This window comes from Roseibium sp. (genome assembly GCF_965232425.1).
GTDB lineage: Bacteria > Pseudomonadota > Alphaproteobacteria > Rhizobiales > Stappiaceae > Roseibium.
In genome coordinates, this window is sequence record NZ_OZ246971.1 from 875,592 (window position 1) to 891,150 (window position 15,559).

Below are 15,559 nucleotides of genomic sequence, written 5' to 3' on the forward strand. Positions count from 1 at the left end.
TGAAGTCCGTGGCTCAGGCGGTCTCGTTGTGCTGCGCGGGCATTCCCTGCCTGTCTTCGGAGCGCCTGCGCGGGGTCACCTTGTGAAGCCGGTCCGATCCGGCAAACATTCCCTGTTCCATCTGCACCGCGAGACGCTCCTGGTCCCTTGCGCGCACGTCTTCCTCGATCTGGTCGATCCGGTCTAGCGGCGTGCCAAGAGCTTCAAGGGCCGCGCGGCCGAAGACGACGCTTGATTCGAATGTCTCGCGGATCTGGTAGTCGACGCCCCGTCTGGTGAGGTCCAGAACATGCGCGCGGTCGGTGGCGCGGCAGAAGATCAGGGCGTCGGGGAAGCCGTCGCGGATCTCGTCGATGGCCCGGGCCATGATCTTGTCGTTTTCGATGCACATGGCGACAAGAGCCGCCTTTCCGGCACCGGCGGCGGCAAGCACGTCTGCGCGCGTGGCGTCGCCGTAATAGACCTTGTAGCCCTGCTTTCGAGCGTAATCGATGCGGTCGGGCCGGTTGTCGATGGCGGTGATCTCCAGGCCTTCGGAAGTCAGGATCTGTGCGACAACCATTCCGAAACGGCCAAACCCGATGACGAGAACCGTCGGGGCCGCCTCTTCGAAGGTCTCGATGGACGGATTTTCGACGCCCCGCGCCTTGGCGCGGGCGGCAAGGCGGTCGAGCGCCAGGCAGGCGAGCGGTGTCAGAAGCATTGTCAGGATGACGATGGCGTTGAGAAGGTTGGCGGTCTGGTAGTCGAGAAGACTGTTGCTGACGGCTGCGGTGAAGAGCACGAACGCGAACTCGCCGCCCTGCGGCAGCGTCACGGCGATGCGCATGGCGTCCGAATTCGGTGACCCGGTGCCTCGGGACAGGCCCCAGAGAAACAGGCCCTTGATCCCCATGACGATGGCCACGCCGGCCGCAACGACAAGCCAGTTCTCGATCACGAGCGACACGTCGAGTGACATGCCAACGGCCACAAAGAACAGCCCCATCAGGAGCGAACGGAACGGTTCGATATCCGCTTCAAGCGTGTGTCTGAAACTCGATTCAGCCAGAAGCACGCCGGCCAGAAAGGCACCCAGTGCCATCGACAGGCCGACCGAGTGCATGATCCCGGCGCTGCCCAGCGCGACCAGCAGGGCCGCCGTCAGCATGACCTCGCGCGCACGGCTGGCGGCCAGAAACAGGAATATCGGGGAAATGAGATAGCGACCGGTCAGGATCACAGCCGCGACGGCCCCCAGAACAATCAGGACTTCCGTCACGATTTCGGCAGCGGTGGACGGGCCCTCGCCCGGCGCCAGGATGGCAACCATCGCCAGGAGCGGCACGATGGCGATGTCCTGGAGCAGCAGAATACCGAAGGCACGCTGACCATAGGGCGACGACAGCTGCCCGCGTTCCTGAAGGATCTGAAGGGCAAATGCCGTTGACGACAAGGCGAGGCCGAACCCGGCCACGAAGGCCGTTGAAAAGGGCATTCCAACCAGCCGGGCGACTGCGAACAGGCTTGCGCCGGTCAGGACGACCTGTGCGGTTCCCAACCCGAATATGTCCCGCTTCATGCGCCAGAGTTTTCGGGGATCGAGTTCCAGGCCGATCACGAACAGCAGCAACACAACGCCAAGTTCAGCGACATGAAGGACGTCTTCGCCCGAGCCGAGCAATTGCAGGCCGTGGGGACCGATCGCGGCACCGGCGGCCAGATAGCCGACAACAGACCCAAGACCGAGACGCTTGGCAATCGGCACGGCGACGCAGGTGGCTGCCAGAAACACGATTGCTTCTGCAAAAAACGGAGGTGCGCCCTCTGTTGCCATCCCTACTCCTTACGTCGCCCCGGCGTAGACCCCTTGTTCCCCGTCGATCAAATCAGGATTTGATTAGATTTTAGCTAAGATAGAGCAATTGGCTTTGACAAATATTAAAGTTTCCCGCGCGGTTGTGCTGATTTTGAAGGCATTTGGCCAGAACCGCGCCGCTGCGACGCATGCGGGCCGTTGGCAACCGGCACCCGGCCGGTTCCGACCAAGCAGAAAATACGCAGGTTTCAGATCAGCTTGTGCTCGTTCAGGAAGCTGTAAAGCCGGTCGTGGGATGTGAAGACATGGCCCGTCAGACCTGCCTGTTCCGCCCCCTCGACATTGTCTTCGCGGTCATCGACAAACGCGCATTCGCCGGGTGCGTAGCCGTATGCCGCGCAGATGCGCCGAAAGACAAGAGGGTCCGGTTTCCTGGCCTTGAATTCCGCCGAAACATGCGCCTTTTCGCCAAATATCCCGATGACCTCAGGAGCGCAGACGGGCAAGGCGGACTTGAGCAGCATGCCGTTGTTGGTCAGGAGCGCCAGATCGACGTTCTTCGCCAGGCGGCGCACAAGTCCGAGCACATCCCGCCGTGGACGCATCATCTGCCTGCGGATGTCCGCCCAGGTGTCGAAGTCGATCGGATAGCCGAGCAACTGCGCATATTGCGCCAGATAGCCTTCCGGCGTCGCGGGCGACCCTGCCTCTGCCCGGCTTTCATGCGGTCCGCCCCAGACCGCCGCGTCGATTTCATGTGCGGAACGGCCGGTCAGCTTTTCCAGGAGGCCGAGGCGTATCTGATGATCATAGTCATAGAGCACCTCGTCCATGTCGAAGATGACGAACCTGATCTGCGGCATCCCGAATGCACAGCCCCACTCAGACCGCCGTGCCGCCGATCGTCATTTCGTTGATGCGCATGGAGGGCTGGCCGACGCCGACCGGGACGCCCTGCCCCTGCTTGCCGCAGGTGCCCATCCCGGGATCGAGTTTCATGTCGTTGCCGATCATGGCGACGCGGGTCAGGGCATCGGGACCGTTTCCGATCAGCATCGCGCCCTTGACCGGCGCGCCGACCTTGCCGTTTTCGACCCGGTAGGCTTCGGTGCAGGAAAACACGAACTTGCCGGAGGTGATGTCGACCTGGCCGCCGCCGAAGGAAACCGCGTAGATCCCGTCCTTGACCGATTCAAGAATTTCCGCCGGATCCTTGTCACCAGCCATCATGACCGTGTTGGTCATGCGCGGCATCGGGATATGTGCAAAGGACTGGCGGCGCCCGTTGCCGGTTGGCTCCATGCCCATCAGACGCGCGTTCTGGCGGTCCTGCATGTAACCCTTGAGAATACCGTCTTCGATCAGCACGGTCCGGCTCGCCGGGGTGCCTTCATCGTCGACGCTCAGCGATCCGCGCCGGTCCGGGATCGTTCCGTCATCCACGATCGTCACGCCGGGGGAGGCAACACGTTCGCCCATCAGCCCCGCGAAAGCCGATGTCTTCTTGCGGTTGAAGTCGCCTTCCAGACCGTGGCCAACGGCTTCGTGCAGCAGAATGCCGGGCCAGCCCGGGCCGAGCACGACGTCAAAGGACCCGGCGGGCGCAGGAACGGCCTCCAGGTTCACAAGCGCCTGCCGCAGGGCTTCGTCGACGCCGCCCTGCCAGTTCTCCGTGGTGATGAAGCGCTCGAAGCCCTCTCGTCCGCCGCAACCGAACATGCCGCTTTCCTGGCGCTCGTCGTTTCCGGCAACAACTGAAATGGACAGCCGAACCATCGGGCGCACATCGCGCACGAGGTGCCCGTCGGCGCGCAGGATTTCCACAACCTGCCAGGACCCGGCAAGCGAAGCCGTCACCTGGCGGACACGCGGATCCTTGGCCCTTGCGTAAGCGTCGATCTCCTGCAGCAGCTTGACCTTCTCCTCGAAGTTCGGGCCGCCCAGCGGGTTGGCATCGGTGTAGAGCGACTGGTTGGTGCGCGCCGGCGCTGCCGCGTAGTTGCCGGAATATCCTTTCTTGACGGCGCTCACGGCATCGGCAGCGCGCGTCAGCGCCGCTTCGGAGATGTCGCCTGCATGCGCATAACCGGCCGCTTCACCGGCCACGGCGCGCAGGCCGAAACCCTGTGCCGTGTCATAGTTCGCGCCCTTAAGCCGGCCGTTGTCGAAAACCAGCCCCTCGGTCTGGCGGTACTCGACGAACAGTTCGCCATCGTCCGCGCCCGACAACGCGTCCTGCGTGATCCGCGTGGCGGCGTCCAATCCGAGGCCTGACGTTTCGATGAGGTCGGTCGATGAAAGGGTCATGTGTTTTTCCTGTTTGGCCCGGCATCTACCGGGCTGGCCCGCCGCAGACAGCCGACCGTTTGTCCTGTTTCCTCTGAACATAGGGACATTGCATCCGTTTTTCACATGAAAAGCTGGAAAATCCACTTGAGCCCGATTTAACTTGAATATAAAACTCAGCTTTAATCCGTTGCCGCAAAAACCGCAACGCAGCCAAGCGCGTCCCGCGGCCCAGCCAATCCGCTGAAACCCACGCGATCTCCGCCGCAGACAGCGCGGAGCGAGGATTGCCTATGTCCAAGTTCTTCCTGGCCCCAATCGGGCGTTCCCTGAATGCCTTTCACAATCTGGCTGCGCAGCGCGGTGACGGGCTTCACCCCGCGCTTCTGGAAGCGCTGTCAAAAAGCGGGTCCGTTTCAGGACCGCCTGCCGCAAGAGACCAGAACACGGACAACGTCATAAAGGGCCGTTTCAGCTCCAATGGCGACACCACGCCAGGCGAGTGGAAGGCAACGAAATGAAGGCGATCCTGGTTGCCATGCATCTGGTCGCCTGCCAGCCGGATCTCCTGATCTGCGAAGACATGTCCGTGAGTGCCAAACGCTGGCCCGACATGGAAACGTGCCGGCAGGACCGGGACACCGAAATGGTCCGCGCCAGGCAAGGACTGCCGGACGAGGTGGTCGTCATGTCGCGCTGCCGTTACCTCATCGGCCGGGACCGCCGAACGACACCTGCGTTCTAGAACAGTTTCAAAATAATCGACTTGTTTCTTCGGGCTTTGACTTGCCGGAAAGGCTCGATCTGCCGTAAAAGACGGATGCAATCCGCAAAACCAGACGGCAAACCGCAGACCATGAACCGATACGAAAACCCACGAATTCCGAGCGAAGCCCGCGTCCGCTACCTGGATGGCGACTACCAGGTGGAAACGCCGGGAACATTCGTGCGCTGTGCGGTCACTGGTGCAGCGATTCCGCTTGACGAGCTCAAATACTGGTCGGTGGAGCACCAGGAAGCCTATGTTGACGCAAAGGCGTCGATGAAACGCTACCTGGAAAACCGCCAAGGCTAGGGTACGGACCCATAAATGAAGCCGATTTGGCGGCAGAAATGGCAAAATCTCGCGAGGAAGCGTGCGCAGAGCGGGCTTTATGCCCGGTCAAGCGCGGTGACGCTGCGAGGTGAAGCCATTTTGCCGTCCTCCGGATTTGGCCGTTTCGGCCATCTGCATCGTCGCGAAATGCTTGAAAATGCACCACTTTTCCTGCGCCTTCGCTCCTCGCAGCTGGTCAAAACGATCCAAACCAAATTGACTTCATTTATGAGTCCGTACCCTAGCGCTCGAAGACTTTCGCGCGGAGCCTTTCCCGGACGAGCGCGATCAGGCGGTCCGGATCATCAATCGTCATCGCGACCTCCAGAACCTCCGTCTTGGCGGCCAGCCAGCGGAACAGTTCCGTTTCCGAGGACAGTAAACGCATCATGTCCTTGCGCGTCGTGACCAGCTGCAAGCCGCCATTCTCCGCCTCTGTCAACAGTGCGCGCGCGTCGGTTTCCGAATAGCGGTGATGGTCCGGAAACTCCCTGGTTTCGTGAACGGCATATCCCATCTCTTCCAGCGACTTGAAGAATTTCCGCGGGCGCCCGATGCCGGCGAAGGCGAACAGACGTTTGCCCTCCAGCGCGTCGCTCGGCCGTGGCTGCACATGCGCATGCAGGAGCGGGAGACCCTTGCGCCCGGCAAGGTGGACCGCCTCGTCTGCTTCGTCACCCTCGCCGATGAGGACCAGGCAATCGGCTTTCACGATCTGCAGGTGCGCGGGTGCACGCAGAGGGCCTGCGGGCAGGCACAAGCCATTGCCGAACCCGGTGCTGCAGTCAACCAGGACGAGATTCAGATCCTTGGCTAGAGACGGGTTCTGAAAGCCGTCATCCATGATGAGAACATCGATCGGCTGCTCCTCGGCGAGGCGTGCACCCGCCGGTCTGTCAGACGAAATGACGGTCGGCGCATGCGCTGAAAGGAGCAGTGCCTCATCGCCGACATCTGCCGCGTCATGCGTTTGCGGGTCGACAAGAAGCGGCCCCTTGTTGCGCCCGCCATATCCTCTGAGAAGAAATCCTGGCGTGAGGCCTTCTTGCCGCAACAGGCGCGCCAGCTCGATCGCAAAGGGTGTCTTGCCGGTGCCGCCAACGACAAAATTGCCGACACAGATGACCGGCAGCCGGCTTCTTGCCCGCGGTTTCCGGTGCATTCTGCGGCCCGAGACACGGCCGTAGACCCAGCCGGCCGGCTTCAGAAGATGGGCCAGCGGCGGCAACGTCCGCTGCCACCAAAAGTCAGGTGCTCTTTTCATCTTCCGGCTCCGAACGCCGTCCGCTTCGCGCACCCTCCAGGACCCGCTTCAGCACTTCCAGGGTCTTTTCAAGCGCACCGCGTCCTTCCTCGACAAGCGATCTGGCGGTTCCAACCTGTTGGCTGACCTTGTCCGGGTCGCTCAAGAGCGCACCGACGCTGGCAGCAAGGTCTGCCGGCTCGCTGACCCGGACGGCCGCGCCCCTGTTCCAGAAATCCTTGTACACGCCGCGTGCGTTTGCAACCCTCGGACCCGTGATCAATGCGGATCCCGCCAGCGCAGCCTCGACCGGATTATGTCCGCCGACATCAACAAAGGAACCGCCCAGGAACGTTACCGGCGCAAGCCGGTAGAACAGACCCATTTCACCCAGCGTGTCGCCCAGGAAAACATCGGTCTCGGCAAGTACCGGTTCCGCAGAGCTGCGGGAGACGAGTGCCAGTCCCCGTTCACCCGCCTCACCGGAAATCGCGGACGCCCTTGCCGGGTGCCGCGGAACGAGCACCAGCAGGAGGTCCGGAAAATCCCGGCGCAGCCGGTCAAAGGCATCCAACACGATCTCGTCTTCACCCGGGTGGGTCAGCGCCGCGAGCCAAACGGGACGGCCGCCGGTCTGGGACTTCAGCAGCGCCAGGGCATTCGCGTCCGCGGCGGGTTCGGCGGCGTCGAATTTCAGGTTTCCGGGAACGTCCACGGACGCGCATCCCATGGAGGTGAACCGGTCCGCATCCGTCCTGCTCTGAGCCAGGACGGCATCAAGGCATCCAAAGATATAGCGCGACGTCGCCGGGATGCGGGACCAGTTCCGCTGCGATCCGTCAGACAATCTTCCGTTCAACAGGACGAAAGGAATGTCACGGCCTTTCATCTCGTCAAACAGGCAGGGCCAGATTTCCGATTCGACGACCATCGCCAGATCCGGCGACCAATGATCGACGAACCGTCTGATCGGCGCCGGGGCGTCATAGGGTACGAACTGGTGAAATGCCCCTTCGGGCAGTCTCTTGTCCGCGAGTTCCGATGCAGTCACGGTGACGGTGGTCAACAGCACCTTGTGGCCTTCACCCGTCAGCGCACCGATCAGCGGAAGAACCGACATGGTTTCACCGACGCTTGCGGCGTGGATCCAGATCAGCGTTCCCTGCGGACGCGTGCGCCCGGCTCTTCCGAAACGCTCCGCCTTGCGGGCCGGAATTTCCTTTGAAGAACGGCTGCGAAGCGCAAAAAGCGCGTGAAACAGTGGTGAAACGCCTTGTGCAGCGGCCCTGTAGAGACTGAGCAGGAATGGGCGTTTTTCAACCATCCGACCTGCCGACCAGCTCGTAGGCACGCCGCGTGGCAGCGTTCAGGCCGTTTTCGACGTCCAGGCGGAAGGCCTCGAGCGCGTCGTCCTCCGTTTCCGCTGGCACCCAGATCAGATCGCCCACGGCGATGCTGCCGCGACCGAAGGGCAGGTTGATGCTGGCCTTGTCCCAGCTATCGAGTTCGATGCTGCGGCTCGTCGCAACGGCAACCGGCAGGATCGGACGTCCGGAATGCTTGGCAAGCTGCACAATGCCTTCGCCCGCCTTGCGCGACGGCCCTTTCGGGACATCGGCGGTCATGGCGATGCTGTAGCCGTCCTTCAGGGATCTTACGGCCTCGATGAACCCCCGCATGCCGCCGCGTTTCTTGATCTGGCGGGCGTTCCGCCCCCCGGACGCCCGGATCAAGCCGAGGCCGAACTTGCTTGCGGCAATCGCATTCACCTCCCCGTCAGCCGACCGGGAGATCATGACCTTGGCAGGCCAGTGCTGCGGTTTCGCAAAAGGCACCATGAAATGCTGTCCGTGCCACATCGCAACGATCACCGGAAGCTGTTTCTCGGTTTCATCGTGCACGCCCTCAGGCTCTATCACAAACCGGTTGGTGTGATAGACCAGTTTCAGCCATGCGGCCATTAACGAGCCGACACTAGCCAGTACCCAGGGATGGCGGCCGAGGCGCTTGATCATGTTTTTTGTCGCCTGATTGCTTCGTTGCTATTCCGCCGTGTCCGGATCCAGAAGACGATGCATGTGCACGATGAAGTAGCGCATGTGGGCATTGTCGACCGTTGCCTGTGCCTTGGCTTTCCAGGCCGTGTAGGCTTCCGCGTAGTTCGGGTAGATGCCGACGATGTCCAGCGCGTCCAGATCCCGGAACGTCAGGCCTTCAGGCGTTTCCAGCTCACCGCCAAAGACAAGGTGCAAAAGCTGTTTCGGGGTGTCTGTCTCGCTCATGAGCATCCTCGTTGAATTCGTGACGCCGCAGCCTGCTAACGGAGAATGTCCCCGAGAACTGCACGCACTGGTCCTATAAGCCCGGTCGATGCCGCGATCAATGCCGGGTGCCCCGTCCGGGGACGATTGTAGGTCAAAACGTTGCCGTCCACGTCCGTCAGCGCACCTCCGGCTTCCTGAACCACGAGATCGGCGGCCGCGAGATCCCAGTCACTCGGACCACCGCGCGCCGTTCCCACGTCAACGCGCCCTGCGGCGATTACCACCAGACGGTATGCAAGGGACCTGAAGAACTCCGTCTTCTGAAATCCAGCCCCCAGCACATCCGTGTTCGCAACAATCGAATGAGGGCCGGTCAGTGTTGCGCCGGACACGTCAAGCCGATCCGAGACGGTGATCCTGCTCCCGTTCAGAAACGCGCCACCTCCGGCGCGCGCCGTAAACATCTCCTTCCGGATGGGACAGAACACGGCGCCTGCGACCGGTCGGCCACCTTCAACGACGGCAACGGACACGGTCCACTCATCACCGCCTGCAAGAAAGGCGCGCGTTCCGTCGATCGGGTCGACGATGAACACGCGCTCGCATGTCAACCTGGCCCGATCGTCGGCGGTCTCTTCAGACAACCAGCCGTAATCCGGGCGCTCCGTCAAAAGGCGGTCTGCAAGGAACCGGTCGACGGCAATATCCGCCTCGGAGACGGGTGACCTGTTGTTTCCCTTGAACCAGGTTTCGAGACCCTGTCCGAAGTAGCCGAGCGCAAGTTCCCCGGCCTGGCGTGCCGCCGTTTCCAGCAGTTCAAGATCTACTTCCGAGCTGCGCTTTCGGATTTCCTGTTCAGCTTCCGGCAAGCGCCATTCCTTCAATCATGACCGAGGGCGTGGCAGCCGAATAGCGATTGTCGAGATCGCTGCCCGGAACCAGGCGCTTAAACATGTCGTTGAGATTGCCGGCAATCGTGATTTCGCTGACTGGTTCGATGATCTCTCCGTTCTCGAACCAGAAACCGGCTGCGCCGCGCGAATAGTCGCCGGTGACACCATTGACACCATGACCGATGAGATCGGACACCAGCAGGCCGCTTCCGGCGTCCGCCATCAGCTCTTCCATGGACTTGTCACCAGGCATCAGGGTCACGTTCGTGGCGCCGGGCGACGTTCCGCTGCCGCTCCGTTGTGCGCGCCCATTGGGTGCAAGGCCCAGTTCGCGCGCCGAAGCACCGTCCAGAAACCAGTGCTGCAGCACACCATCGTCGATCATGTTGAGCACCGAGGCAGCCGTCCCCTCGCCGTCGAAGGGGCGCGTTGCTGCTCCCCGGCGCTTGAACGGATCGTCCACCACCCGAATGCCCGGTGCAAACACCGCTTCACCCATCCGGTCTTTCAGGAAACTGGTCTTTCGCGCGATCGAGGCACCATTGATGGCCCCGGTCAGGTGGCCGAGAATACTGCGCGCGGCGCGCGATTCATAAATGACGTTGGCTGTCCGCGTCGAGAGCTTCTGCGGGTTTAGGCGGCGCACGGCGCGTTCCCCGGCTCTGCGTCCGATGTCCGCCGGACTGTCAAGATCCTCGAAAAAGGTTCTGCTGTCGAAGTCGTAGTCGCGCTCCATTCCGGTCCCGTCGCCGGCCACCGCGGTCATCGACATGCCATGGCGCGAGGTCATGTAAGCGCCCTCGAAACCGTGACTCGTGGCCAGCACGACCCCGGCCAGGCGCCAGGAGGCTCCCGCGCCGCCGGATTTGCTGACACCCGGAACCGCCAGTCCCGCGGCCTCGGCCTCGAGTGCGATCCCGGCGAGATCGTCCGCGGTCATTTCCTTGCTGTCGAGAAGTTCCAGCTCCGGCAGCTGCCTGACAAGAAGGCCGTCATCGGCGAGGCCCGCATAAGGATCTTCCGGTGCGACACGCGCCATGGCGACCGCGCGTTCGGCCAGCGTATCGGGATCATCCAGCTGATTTGCCGAAACGGCGGCGGTTTTCCTGCCGACGAACACGCGCAGGGTGACATCGTCGCCTTCCGCACGCTCCGTCTCTTCGACCTTGCCTTCCCGGACATCGACGGAGAGGGACACGCCCGTGACGGCAACCGCATCGCAGGAATCCGCACCGGCCTTGCGTGCCGCTTCGACGAGACGTACCGCGCGCGACTGCAGGTCGCTCTGATCAATCATTTCCGACATTCATTCCGCCTTGATGTGTCTGTTCCATTGGCCCCGCTTCGGCTGTTGTTTACGCCCAGTGCCGTGGCTCCGCAACAATTTGGGGTCAATGGATTACATAGGGACGTCGCAAGCATATTGAAGCGTCTTTGGAATTTCGGCTTCGGCCCAATTCCGACACAGGCATGAACAGATGGTTTCCGGGTCGCTTACATTCCGGTAACCCTTTTTGAAATCACAGTTTTTTAACTCTATCTCTTAAGCGGTTCACGACGTTTCTCAAGTAGCTTTCATTCCATCAAGAGACCAAAAGGTCCGACGGAGAGTCATTTGAGACGTCAAACAGAACAACAGGTGCCAGCGGCAGCCGGGAGCAATGCAGAAACACAACTGCACCCCGGTTGCCTGCCGGTCCAATTCACGCAAAGACTCGAATCCCGTCCCGGCACACCTTCTCTTCCCGCCGAAATCTTTCTCGATCAGACCCGGGTCATCTACAAGCGACGCGTCGCCGGTGTGCCCGTTAACGTGGTTGTGCCGGTCACCGGCTTCGACGGCGTCATGGTCCGCATCGTTCCAGGCCAGATGGCCGGCAGCGTCGTCACGGCGCTCATCCTGAAACATCCCGACAGCGCGTTGTCGATCACGCTCGCGGAAACCGAGAATTCCGACGAACTCGCGATCCTGTGGAGCCGTTGGGCACACACCTTGAACCTGCCGATGCTGGTCTGCGACCTCGGCGGCGATGTCAAACCGATTGACGCCTACAGCGCCACGTCCTCTGACCGGCCTGCGCCACGCCGCAAATTGCGTCTGCTGACCGGACGCCGGCCCCGCTTCCTGAACAAGCGGTCCACGGGCAGAAAAGACGCGCGCGCAGCGAATTTCGCACATGAACGCGAAATCATCGCACGCTCCTGACCGCAACTGACTGAATTCTAGAGCTTTTTCCGGCCAATTTGGTTCATTTGATGAGGATATCCGGTTCACTCGGGTAGGCGGGTCACGAAGCGCGATGCGGTGCATCGTGCAAGTGGCACAACGTAGCCGATGGGCTGGATATCCTCACCCGTTGTGGAACGCATTCAAGCGACAAGCGGCAAGATTGGCCGGGCCCTTTTACGCTCTGGCATCGTTGGTCCACCCTTGTGGTGGGAAACACCACAGCGGGCGAACCGCCTCGCCAGCGCGAAAAAGGGCCTCGGTCAAATGATCCAAATTGGTCGGAAAAAGCTCTACAGCGTTGCACCGATCAATGCATCGGCGACAAAGCCCGCGAAAACGATCCACCCAAAGGTGCTGTTGGAACGGAACAGCTTCAGGCACTGGTCGCCGTCGTCGATATCAAGGACGACGACCTGCCAGAGCAGATGGACCGCACCCGCGAGGATCCCGGCAAATGCGGCCGGTCCCGCGTCGGCGAACGCGGCGGCAAGACCGAAGAGAACGGTTGCAAGCGCATAGAGCACGATGAGTGCCGCCTTGGTATGGGATCCGAAAAGCCGCGCGGTCGACCGGACCCCCACCAGCGCATCGTCTTCCTTGTCCTGGTGCGCATAGATGGTGTCGTAGCCGATCGTCCAGCAGATACCGCCGAAATAAAGCAACACCGGCGTCAGAGCCAACGATCCGAATTCGGCAGCCCATCCCATCAACGCCCCCCAGGAAAACGCAAACCCCAGGAACAGCTGCGGCCAGTCCGTGACGCGCTTCATGAATGGGTAGATGGCAACGGGCACGAGCGAGGCGATCCCGAGCGCAATCGAGAAGGTGTTGAACTGGATGAGCACGAGGAAGCCCAGCAAGGCCTGCACGACGAGGAAGATCCTGGCCTGCGACTTGGTCACCTGCCCGGCCGGTATCGGGCGTGAGCGCGTCCGCTCCACTTTCGAATCGATATCGACATCGACGATGTCGTTGTAGGTGCAGCCGGCTCCGCGCATGGCAACCGCGCCGACGAAAAAGAGGACAAGATGCCATAGGTTCGGCAAGGCGTTCCCCGCGGCAACGGCCGCAAGCGCCGCCGACCACCAGCACGGCCAGAGCAGCAGCCACCAGCCTATGGGCCGCTCCCAACGGGCGAGCCGGGCGTAAGGCCGCAGTCCTGCCGGCAGTTTCGTGTCGACCCAGTGCCGCTTTACCGCGTCCGCAACCGGTCCGGTGTCCCTGGTGGAGAAAAACATGAGCTGCCCTTTTCGAATTTGCCCGTTCTACCGAATTTGACGACGGATTACATCTTGCAAATGGTCACAGCCTTCATTGTGGCCCGGTCCCGGCCGCCGCACCGGACGTGTTTGCGACAGGCGATGCTCCGTGATAGACCGCGATCTCGCATGGTCGACTCAGGTCAAGCCCGGTCGGCAAGATGGACCGTTTGAAGAGATCCGCTTGACATGAAACTCCTGCTTATCGGCTCCGGTGGCCGTGAACACGCTTTGGCATGGGCACTCGCCAAGTCCCCGAAACTGACAAAGCTCTTTGCCGCTCCCGGCAATGCCGGAATTGCCGATCTGGCGGAGATCGCGCAGATCGATGTCGCCGATCACCAGGCGGTCATAACATTCTGCAAGTCAAACGCGGTCGACCTCGTCGTGGTCGGACCCGAGGCCCCGCTCGTCGCAGGCCTTGTCGACGACCTGGATGCCGCGGGGATCAAGGCCTTCGGACCGACACAAGCCGCCGCGCAACTGGAGGGGTCCAAGGCATTCACGAAAGGCGTCTGCGACGAGGCCGCGATCCCGACAGCCGCCTACGGGCGCTTCACCAGCCGGGAAGACGCGCTCGCGTATCTGCAAAGGGAAGGCGCCCCGATCGTCGTGAAGGCGGACGGTCTTGCCGCCGGCAAAGGCGTCGTGGTGGCCATGTCCCTTGCCGAAGCCGAAGACGCCGTGAAAGCGTGCTTCGACGGCTCGTTCGGTGACGCGGGCGCGGAAGTCGTCATCGAGGAATTTCTCGACGGGGAAGAAGCGAGCTTCTTCGTCCTGTCCGACGGAAGCAATGCCCTTGCGCTTGCCACCGCCCAGGACCACAAGCGCGCCCATGACGGCGACGAGGGTCCCAACACGGGCGGCATGGGGGCCTACTCCCCGGCTCCCGTCATGACGCAAGCCCTGATCGACCGGGTGATGGCGGACATCATCTCGCCGACGATCAGCACGCTGGCGGCGCGCGGCACACCCTTCAAGGGCGTGCTTTACGCCGGTCTCATGATCACGAGCGACGGCCCCAAACTGATTGAATACAATACACGTTTCGGCGATCCGGAATGCCAGGTCCTGGTCATGCGCCTGAAAAGCGACCTTCTGGAGCTTCTTGTTGACAGTGTCGAGGGGCGTCTGGGAACCGCACGTGCGGAATGGCACGACCAGGCAGCCCTCAGCGTCGTCATGGCCGCGAACGGATATCCGGGTTCCTACAAGAAAGGCACGGAGATCCGCGGGCTTGAGCAGATGGGATCGGATGTTCTGCAGGTCTTTCACGCCGGGACGACACGCACGGACGGACGCCTGCTCGCAAACGGTGGGCGGGTTCTGAACGTGACGGCGCTCGGCAACACGGTCGCGGACGCGAAAGAACATGCCTATGATGCGATCGGCAAGATAGACTGGCCGGACGGCTTCTGCCGAAGCGACATCGGATGGCGCGCGATTGCGCGTGAAGCGCAAAACGAAGACTGAGATCTGACGGTCATACAGCGCAAGGCGTCTGCTGCACCGGCCTTGCGGCGCAGCGATGCCATCGCCGGACTGTCACGCCCTGTGCATCGGAGGCTTGCTTTTGACGAGGGAACTGCCGGACCTGTTTCCGGATTTCGACACCAGGATCGTTCGCGCGATGAGCACGGACTTTTTTTGCCGCATCGGGGGATCGGGGCCGCCCCTTCTGCTCCTTCACGGCTACCCCCAGTCCCATGTCATCTGGCACAAGATTGCACCACGTCTGGCGAGCCGCTTCACTTTGGTCATGCCCGACCTTCCCGGATATGGTCGCTCCTCGATCCCGCCGAGGACATCCGGTCACGCAACCTATTCCAAACGCGCCTGGGCGGAGGCGCTCACCGAAATGTTGCGCCTCCTCGGCCACGAGACATTCTTTCTGGCGGGCCATGACCGCGGGGCACGTGTCGGCTACAGGCTTGCGCTCGACTTTCCCGGTTCGGTCAAGAAACTGGCGGTGCTCGATATCCTGCCGACATCGGATTACTGGGACCTCATGGACCGCGGATTCGGCCTCAAGATCTATCACTGGATGTTCCTTGCCCAGCCGTTTCCGTTTCCGGAAAAGATGATTTCGGCCGCGCCCGTCCGTTTCCTCGAGCATACGCTCGCCAGCTGGACTGCGGAGAAAACCCTCGACTGTTTTTCCGACGGCGCACTGGAACACACGAGAGACTGGTTCTGCCGGCCTGACCGGATATGCGCGAGCTGCGAGGATTACCGCGCCGGCGCCACGATCGACTACGATCATGACAAGGCCGACCGGGACTCTGAGAAGACCATTTCAGCCGGAGTGCTGGCCCTTTGGGGCAGCAAGGGCATTGCCTCAAGCGTCGACGATCCACTGGCGGTCTGGCGCCGCTGGAGCCCGGATGCGCAGGGAATGGCTCTTCCCGGCGGGCATTTTCTGCCCGAAGAAGCCCCGGACGAGACCGCGGACGCGTTGCTGAGCTATTTCGGCGGCTGATTGACTTCCGG

At 61.9% G+C, this 15,559-nt stretch carries 16 protein-coding genes; 6 read left to right on the forward strand and 10 right to left on the reverse strand.

The window, feature by feature from the left end; translation table 11 throughout:
• Positions 1-13: 13 nt before the first annotated feature.
• From ACO08A_RS04050 to tldD, 3 genes are all read right to left on the reverse strand, one after another.
• Positions 14-1,816, reverse strand: coding sequence for a monovalent cation:proton antiporter-2 (CPA2) family protein (locus tag ACO08A_RS04050; RefSeq protein WP_422039942.1), 1,803 nt, complete (start codon positions 1,814-1,816; stop codon positions 14-16).
• Positions 1,817-2,046: 230 nt separating this feature from the next.
• A complete protein-coding gene (locus ACO08A_RS04055; RefSeq protein WP_422039943.1) occupies positions 2,047-2,661 on the reverse strand; it encodes an HAD family hydrolase in 615 nt (204 codons plus the stop codon).
• A gap of 19 nt (positions 2,662-2,680) precedes the next feature.
• On the reverse strand, positions 2,681-4,105 hold the full coding sequence (gene tldD / locus ACO08A_RS04060) for a metalloprotease TldD (RefSeq protein ID WP_422039944.1): 1,425 nt from the start codon (positions 4,103-4,105) through the stop codon (positions 2,681-2,683).
• A gap of 272 nt (positions 4,106-4,377) precedes the next feature.
• Here tldD and ACO08A_RS04065 point away from each other — a divergent pair, with 272 nt between their 5' ends.
• From ACO08A_RS04065 to ACO08A_RS04075, 3 genes are all read left to right on the forward strand, one after another.
• Positions 4,378-4,605, forward strand: coding sequence for a hypothetical protein (locus ACO08A_RS04065; protein ID WP_422039945.1), 228 nt, complete (start codon positions 4,378-4,380; stop codon positions 4,603-4,605).
• Entirely contained in the window at positions 4,602-4,829 is a 228-nt protein-coding gene (locus tag ACO08A_RS04070) for a hypothetical protein (protein WP_422039946.1), read from the forward strand. The genes ACO08A_RS04065 and ACO08A_RS04070 overlap by 4 nt, the downstream gene beginning before the upstream one ends.
• Positions 4,830-4,940: 111 nt before the next feature.
• The gene (locus ACO08A_RS04075) at positions 4,941-5,159 is read left to right on the forward strand and encodes a DUF2093 domain-containing protein (protein WP_319386049.1); all 219 of its coding nucleotides are present in this window, start codon (positions 4,941-4,943) and stop codon (positions 5,157-5,159) included.
• A 262-nt stretch (positions 5,160-5,421) separates the two neighbouring features.
• On the opposite strand, the gene lpxK is transcribed toward ACO08A_RS04075, so the two are convergent.
• The 6 genes from lpxK to ACO08A_RS04105 are packed head-to-tail and all read right to left on the reverse strand — an operon-like array spanning position 5,422 to position 10,886.
• Positions 5,422-6,444, reverse strand: a complete 1,023-nt coding sequence (lpxK, locus tag ACO08A_RS04080; RefSeq protein WP_422039947.1) for a tetraacyldisaccharide 4'-kinase — start codon at positions 6,442-6,444, stop codon at positions 5,422-5,424.
• Positions 6,428-7,747 carry a 3-deoxy-D-manno-octulosonic acid transferase gene (locus ACO08A_RS04085; RefSeq protein ID WP_422039948.1) on the reverse strand — a complete coding sequence of 440 codons (1,320 nt, stop codon included), beginning with the start codon at positions 7,745-7,747 and terminating at the stop codon, positions 6,428-6,430. Before ACO08A_RS04085 ends, lpxK begins: the two co-directional genes overlap by 17 nt.
• Positions 7,740-8,438: a lysophospholipid acyltransferase family protein gene (locus tag ACO08A_RS04090; RefSeq protein ID WP_422039949.1), complete on the reverse strand. Its 699-nt coding sequence runs from the start codon at positions 8,436-8,438 to the stop codon at positions 7,740-7,742. Before ACO08A_RS04090 ends, ACO08A_RS04085 begins: the two co-directional genes overlap by 8 nt.
• A gap of 27 nt (positions 8,439-8,465) precedes the next feature.
• Positions 8,466-8,705: a DUF4170 domain-containing protein gene (locus ACO08A_RS04095; protein WP_422039950.1), complete on the reverse strand. Its 240-nt coding sequence runs from the start codon at positions 8,703-8,705 to the stop codon at positions 8,466-8,468.
• A gap of 35 nt (positions 8,706-8,740) precedes the next feature.
• A complete protein-coding gene (locus tag ACO08A_RS04100) occupies positions 8,741-9,556 on the reverse strand; it encodes a 3'(2'),5'-bisphosphate nucleotidase CysQ (RefSeq protein ID WP_422039951.1) in 816 nt (271 codons plus the stop codon).
• On the reverse strand, positions 9,543-10,886 hold the full coding sequence (locus tag ACO08A_RS04105) for a TldD/PmbA family protein (protein ID WP_422039952.1): 1,344 nt from the start codon (positions 10,884-10,886) through the stop codon (positions 9,543-9,545). Before ACO08A_RS04105 ends, ACO08A_RS04100 begins: the two co-directional genes overlap by 14 nt.
• 309 nt (positions 10,887-11,195) lie before the next feature.
• Between ACO08A_RS04105 and ACO08A_RS04110 the strand changes: the two genes are divergently transcribed.
• On the forward strand, positions 11,196-11,786 hold the full coding sequence (locus tag ACO08A_RS04110; protein ID WP_422039953.1) for a DUF6101 family protein: 591 nt from the start codon (positions 11,196-11,198) through the stop codon (positions 11,784-11,786).
• 314 nt (positions 11,787-12,100) lie between these two features.
• On the opposite strand, the gene ubiA is transcribed toward ACO08A_RS04110, so the two are convergent.
• Complete coding sequence (gene ubiA, locus ACO08A_RS04115) at positions 12,101-13,048, reverse strand: 4-hydroxybenzoate octaprenyltransferase (protein WP_422039954.1); 948 nt, start codon at positions 13,046-13,048, stop codon at positions 12,101-12,103.
• A gap of 210 nt (positions 13,049-13,258) precedes the next feature.
• On the opposite strand from ubiA, the gene purD reads away from it, so the two are divergent.
• Both purD and ACO08A_RS04125 read left to right on the forward strand, forming a co-directional pair.
• Positions 13,259-14,542 (forward strand): phosphoribosylamine--glycine ligase, encoded by a 1,284-nt coding sequence (purD, locus tag ACO08A_RS04120; RefSeq protein WP_422039955.1) that lies wholly within the window; start codon positions 13,259-13,261, stop codon positions 14,540-14,542.
• A 100-nt stretch (positions 14,543-14,642) separates the two neighbouring features.
• Complete coding sequence (locus ACO08A_RS04125) at positions 14,643-15,548, forward strand: alpha/beta fold hydrolase (RefSeq protein WP_422039956.1); 906 nt, start codon at positions 14,643-14,645, stop codon at positions 15,546-15,548.
• The last annotated feature ends 11 nt before the right edge of the window (positions 15,549-15,559 follow it).

Coding starts and splice junctions, on each gene's coding strand:
- ACO08A_RS04065 (WP_422039945.1), top strand. CDS start 4,378: ATGTCCAAGTTCTTCCTGGCCCCAATCGGGCGTTCCCTGAATGCCTTT.
- ACO08A_RS04075 (WP_319386049.1), top strand. CDS start 4,941: ATGAACCGATACGAAAACCCACGAATTCCGAGCGAAGCCCGCGTCCGC.
- purD (WP_422039955.1), top strand. CDS start 13,259: ATGAAACTCCTGCTTATCGGCTCCGGTGGCCGTGAACACGCTTTGGCA.
- ubiA (WP_422039954.1), bottom strand. CDS start 13,048: ATGTTTTTCTCCACCAGGGACACCGGACCGGTTGCGGACGCGGTAAAG.
- ACO08A_RS04050 (WP_422039942.1), bottom strand. CDS start 1,816: ATGGCAACAGAGGGCGCACCTCCGTTTTTTGCAGAAGCAATCGTGTTT.
- lpxK (WP_422039947.1), bottom strand. CDS start 6,444: ATGAAAAGAGCACCTGACTTTTGGTGGCAGCGGACGTTGCCGCCGCTG.
- ACO08A_RS04085 (WP_422039948.1), bottom strand. CDS start 7,747: ATGGTTGAAAAACGCCCATTCCTGCTCAGTCTCTACAGGGCCGCTGCA.
- ACO08A_RS04105 (WP_422039952.1), bottom strand. CDS start 10,886: ATGTCGGAAATGATTGATCAGAGCGACCTGCAGTCGCGCGCGGTACGT.
- ACO08A_RS04090 (WP_422039949.1), bottom strand. CDS start 8,438: ATGATCAAGCGCCTCGGCCGCCATCCCTGGGTACTGGCTAGTGTCGGC.
- ACO08A_RS04055 (WP_422039943.1), bottom strand. CDS start 2,661: ATGCCGCAGATCAGGTTCGTCATCTTCGACATGGACGAGGTGCTCTAT.
- ACO08A_RS04095 (WP_422039950.1), bottom strand. CDS start 8,705: ATGAGCGAGACAGACACCCCGAAACAGCTTTTGCACCTTGTCTTTGGC.
- tldD (WP_422039944.1), bottom strand. CDS start 4,105: ATGACCCTTTCATCGACCGACCTCATCGAAACGTCAGGCCTCGGATTG.
- ACO08A_RS04070 (WP_422039946.1), top strand. CDS start 4,602: ATGAAGGCGATCCTGGTTGCCATGCATCTGGTCGCCTGCCAGCCGGAT.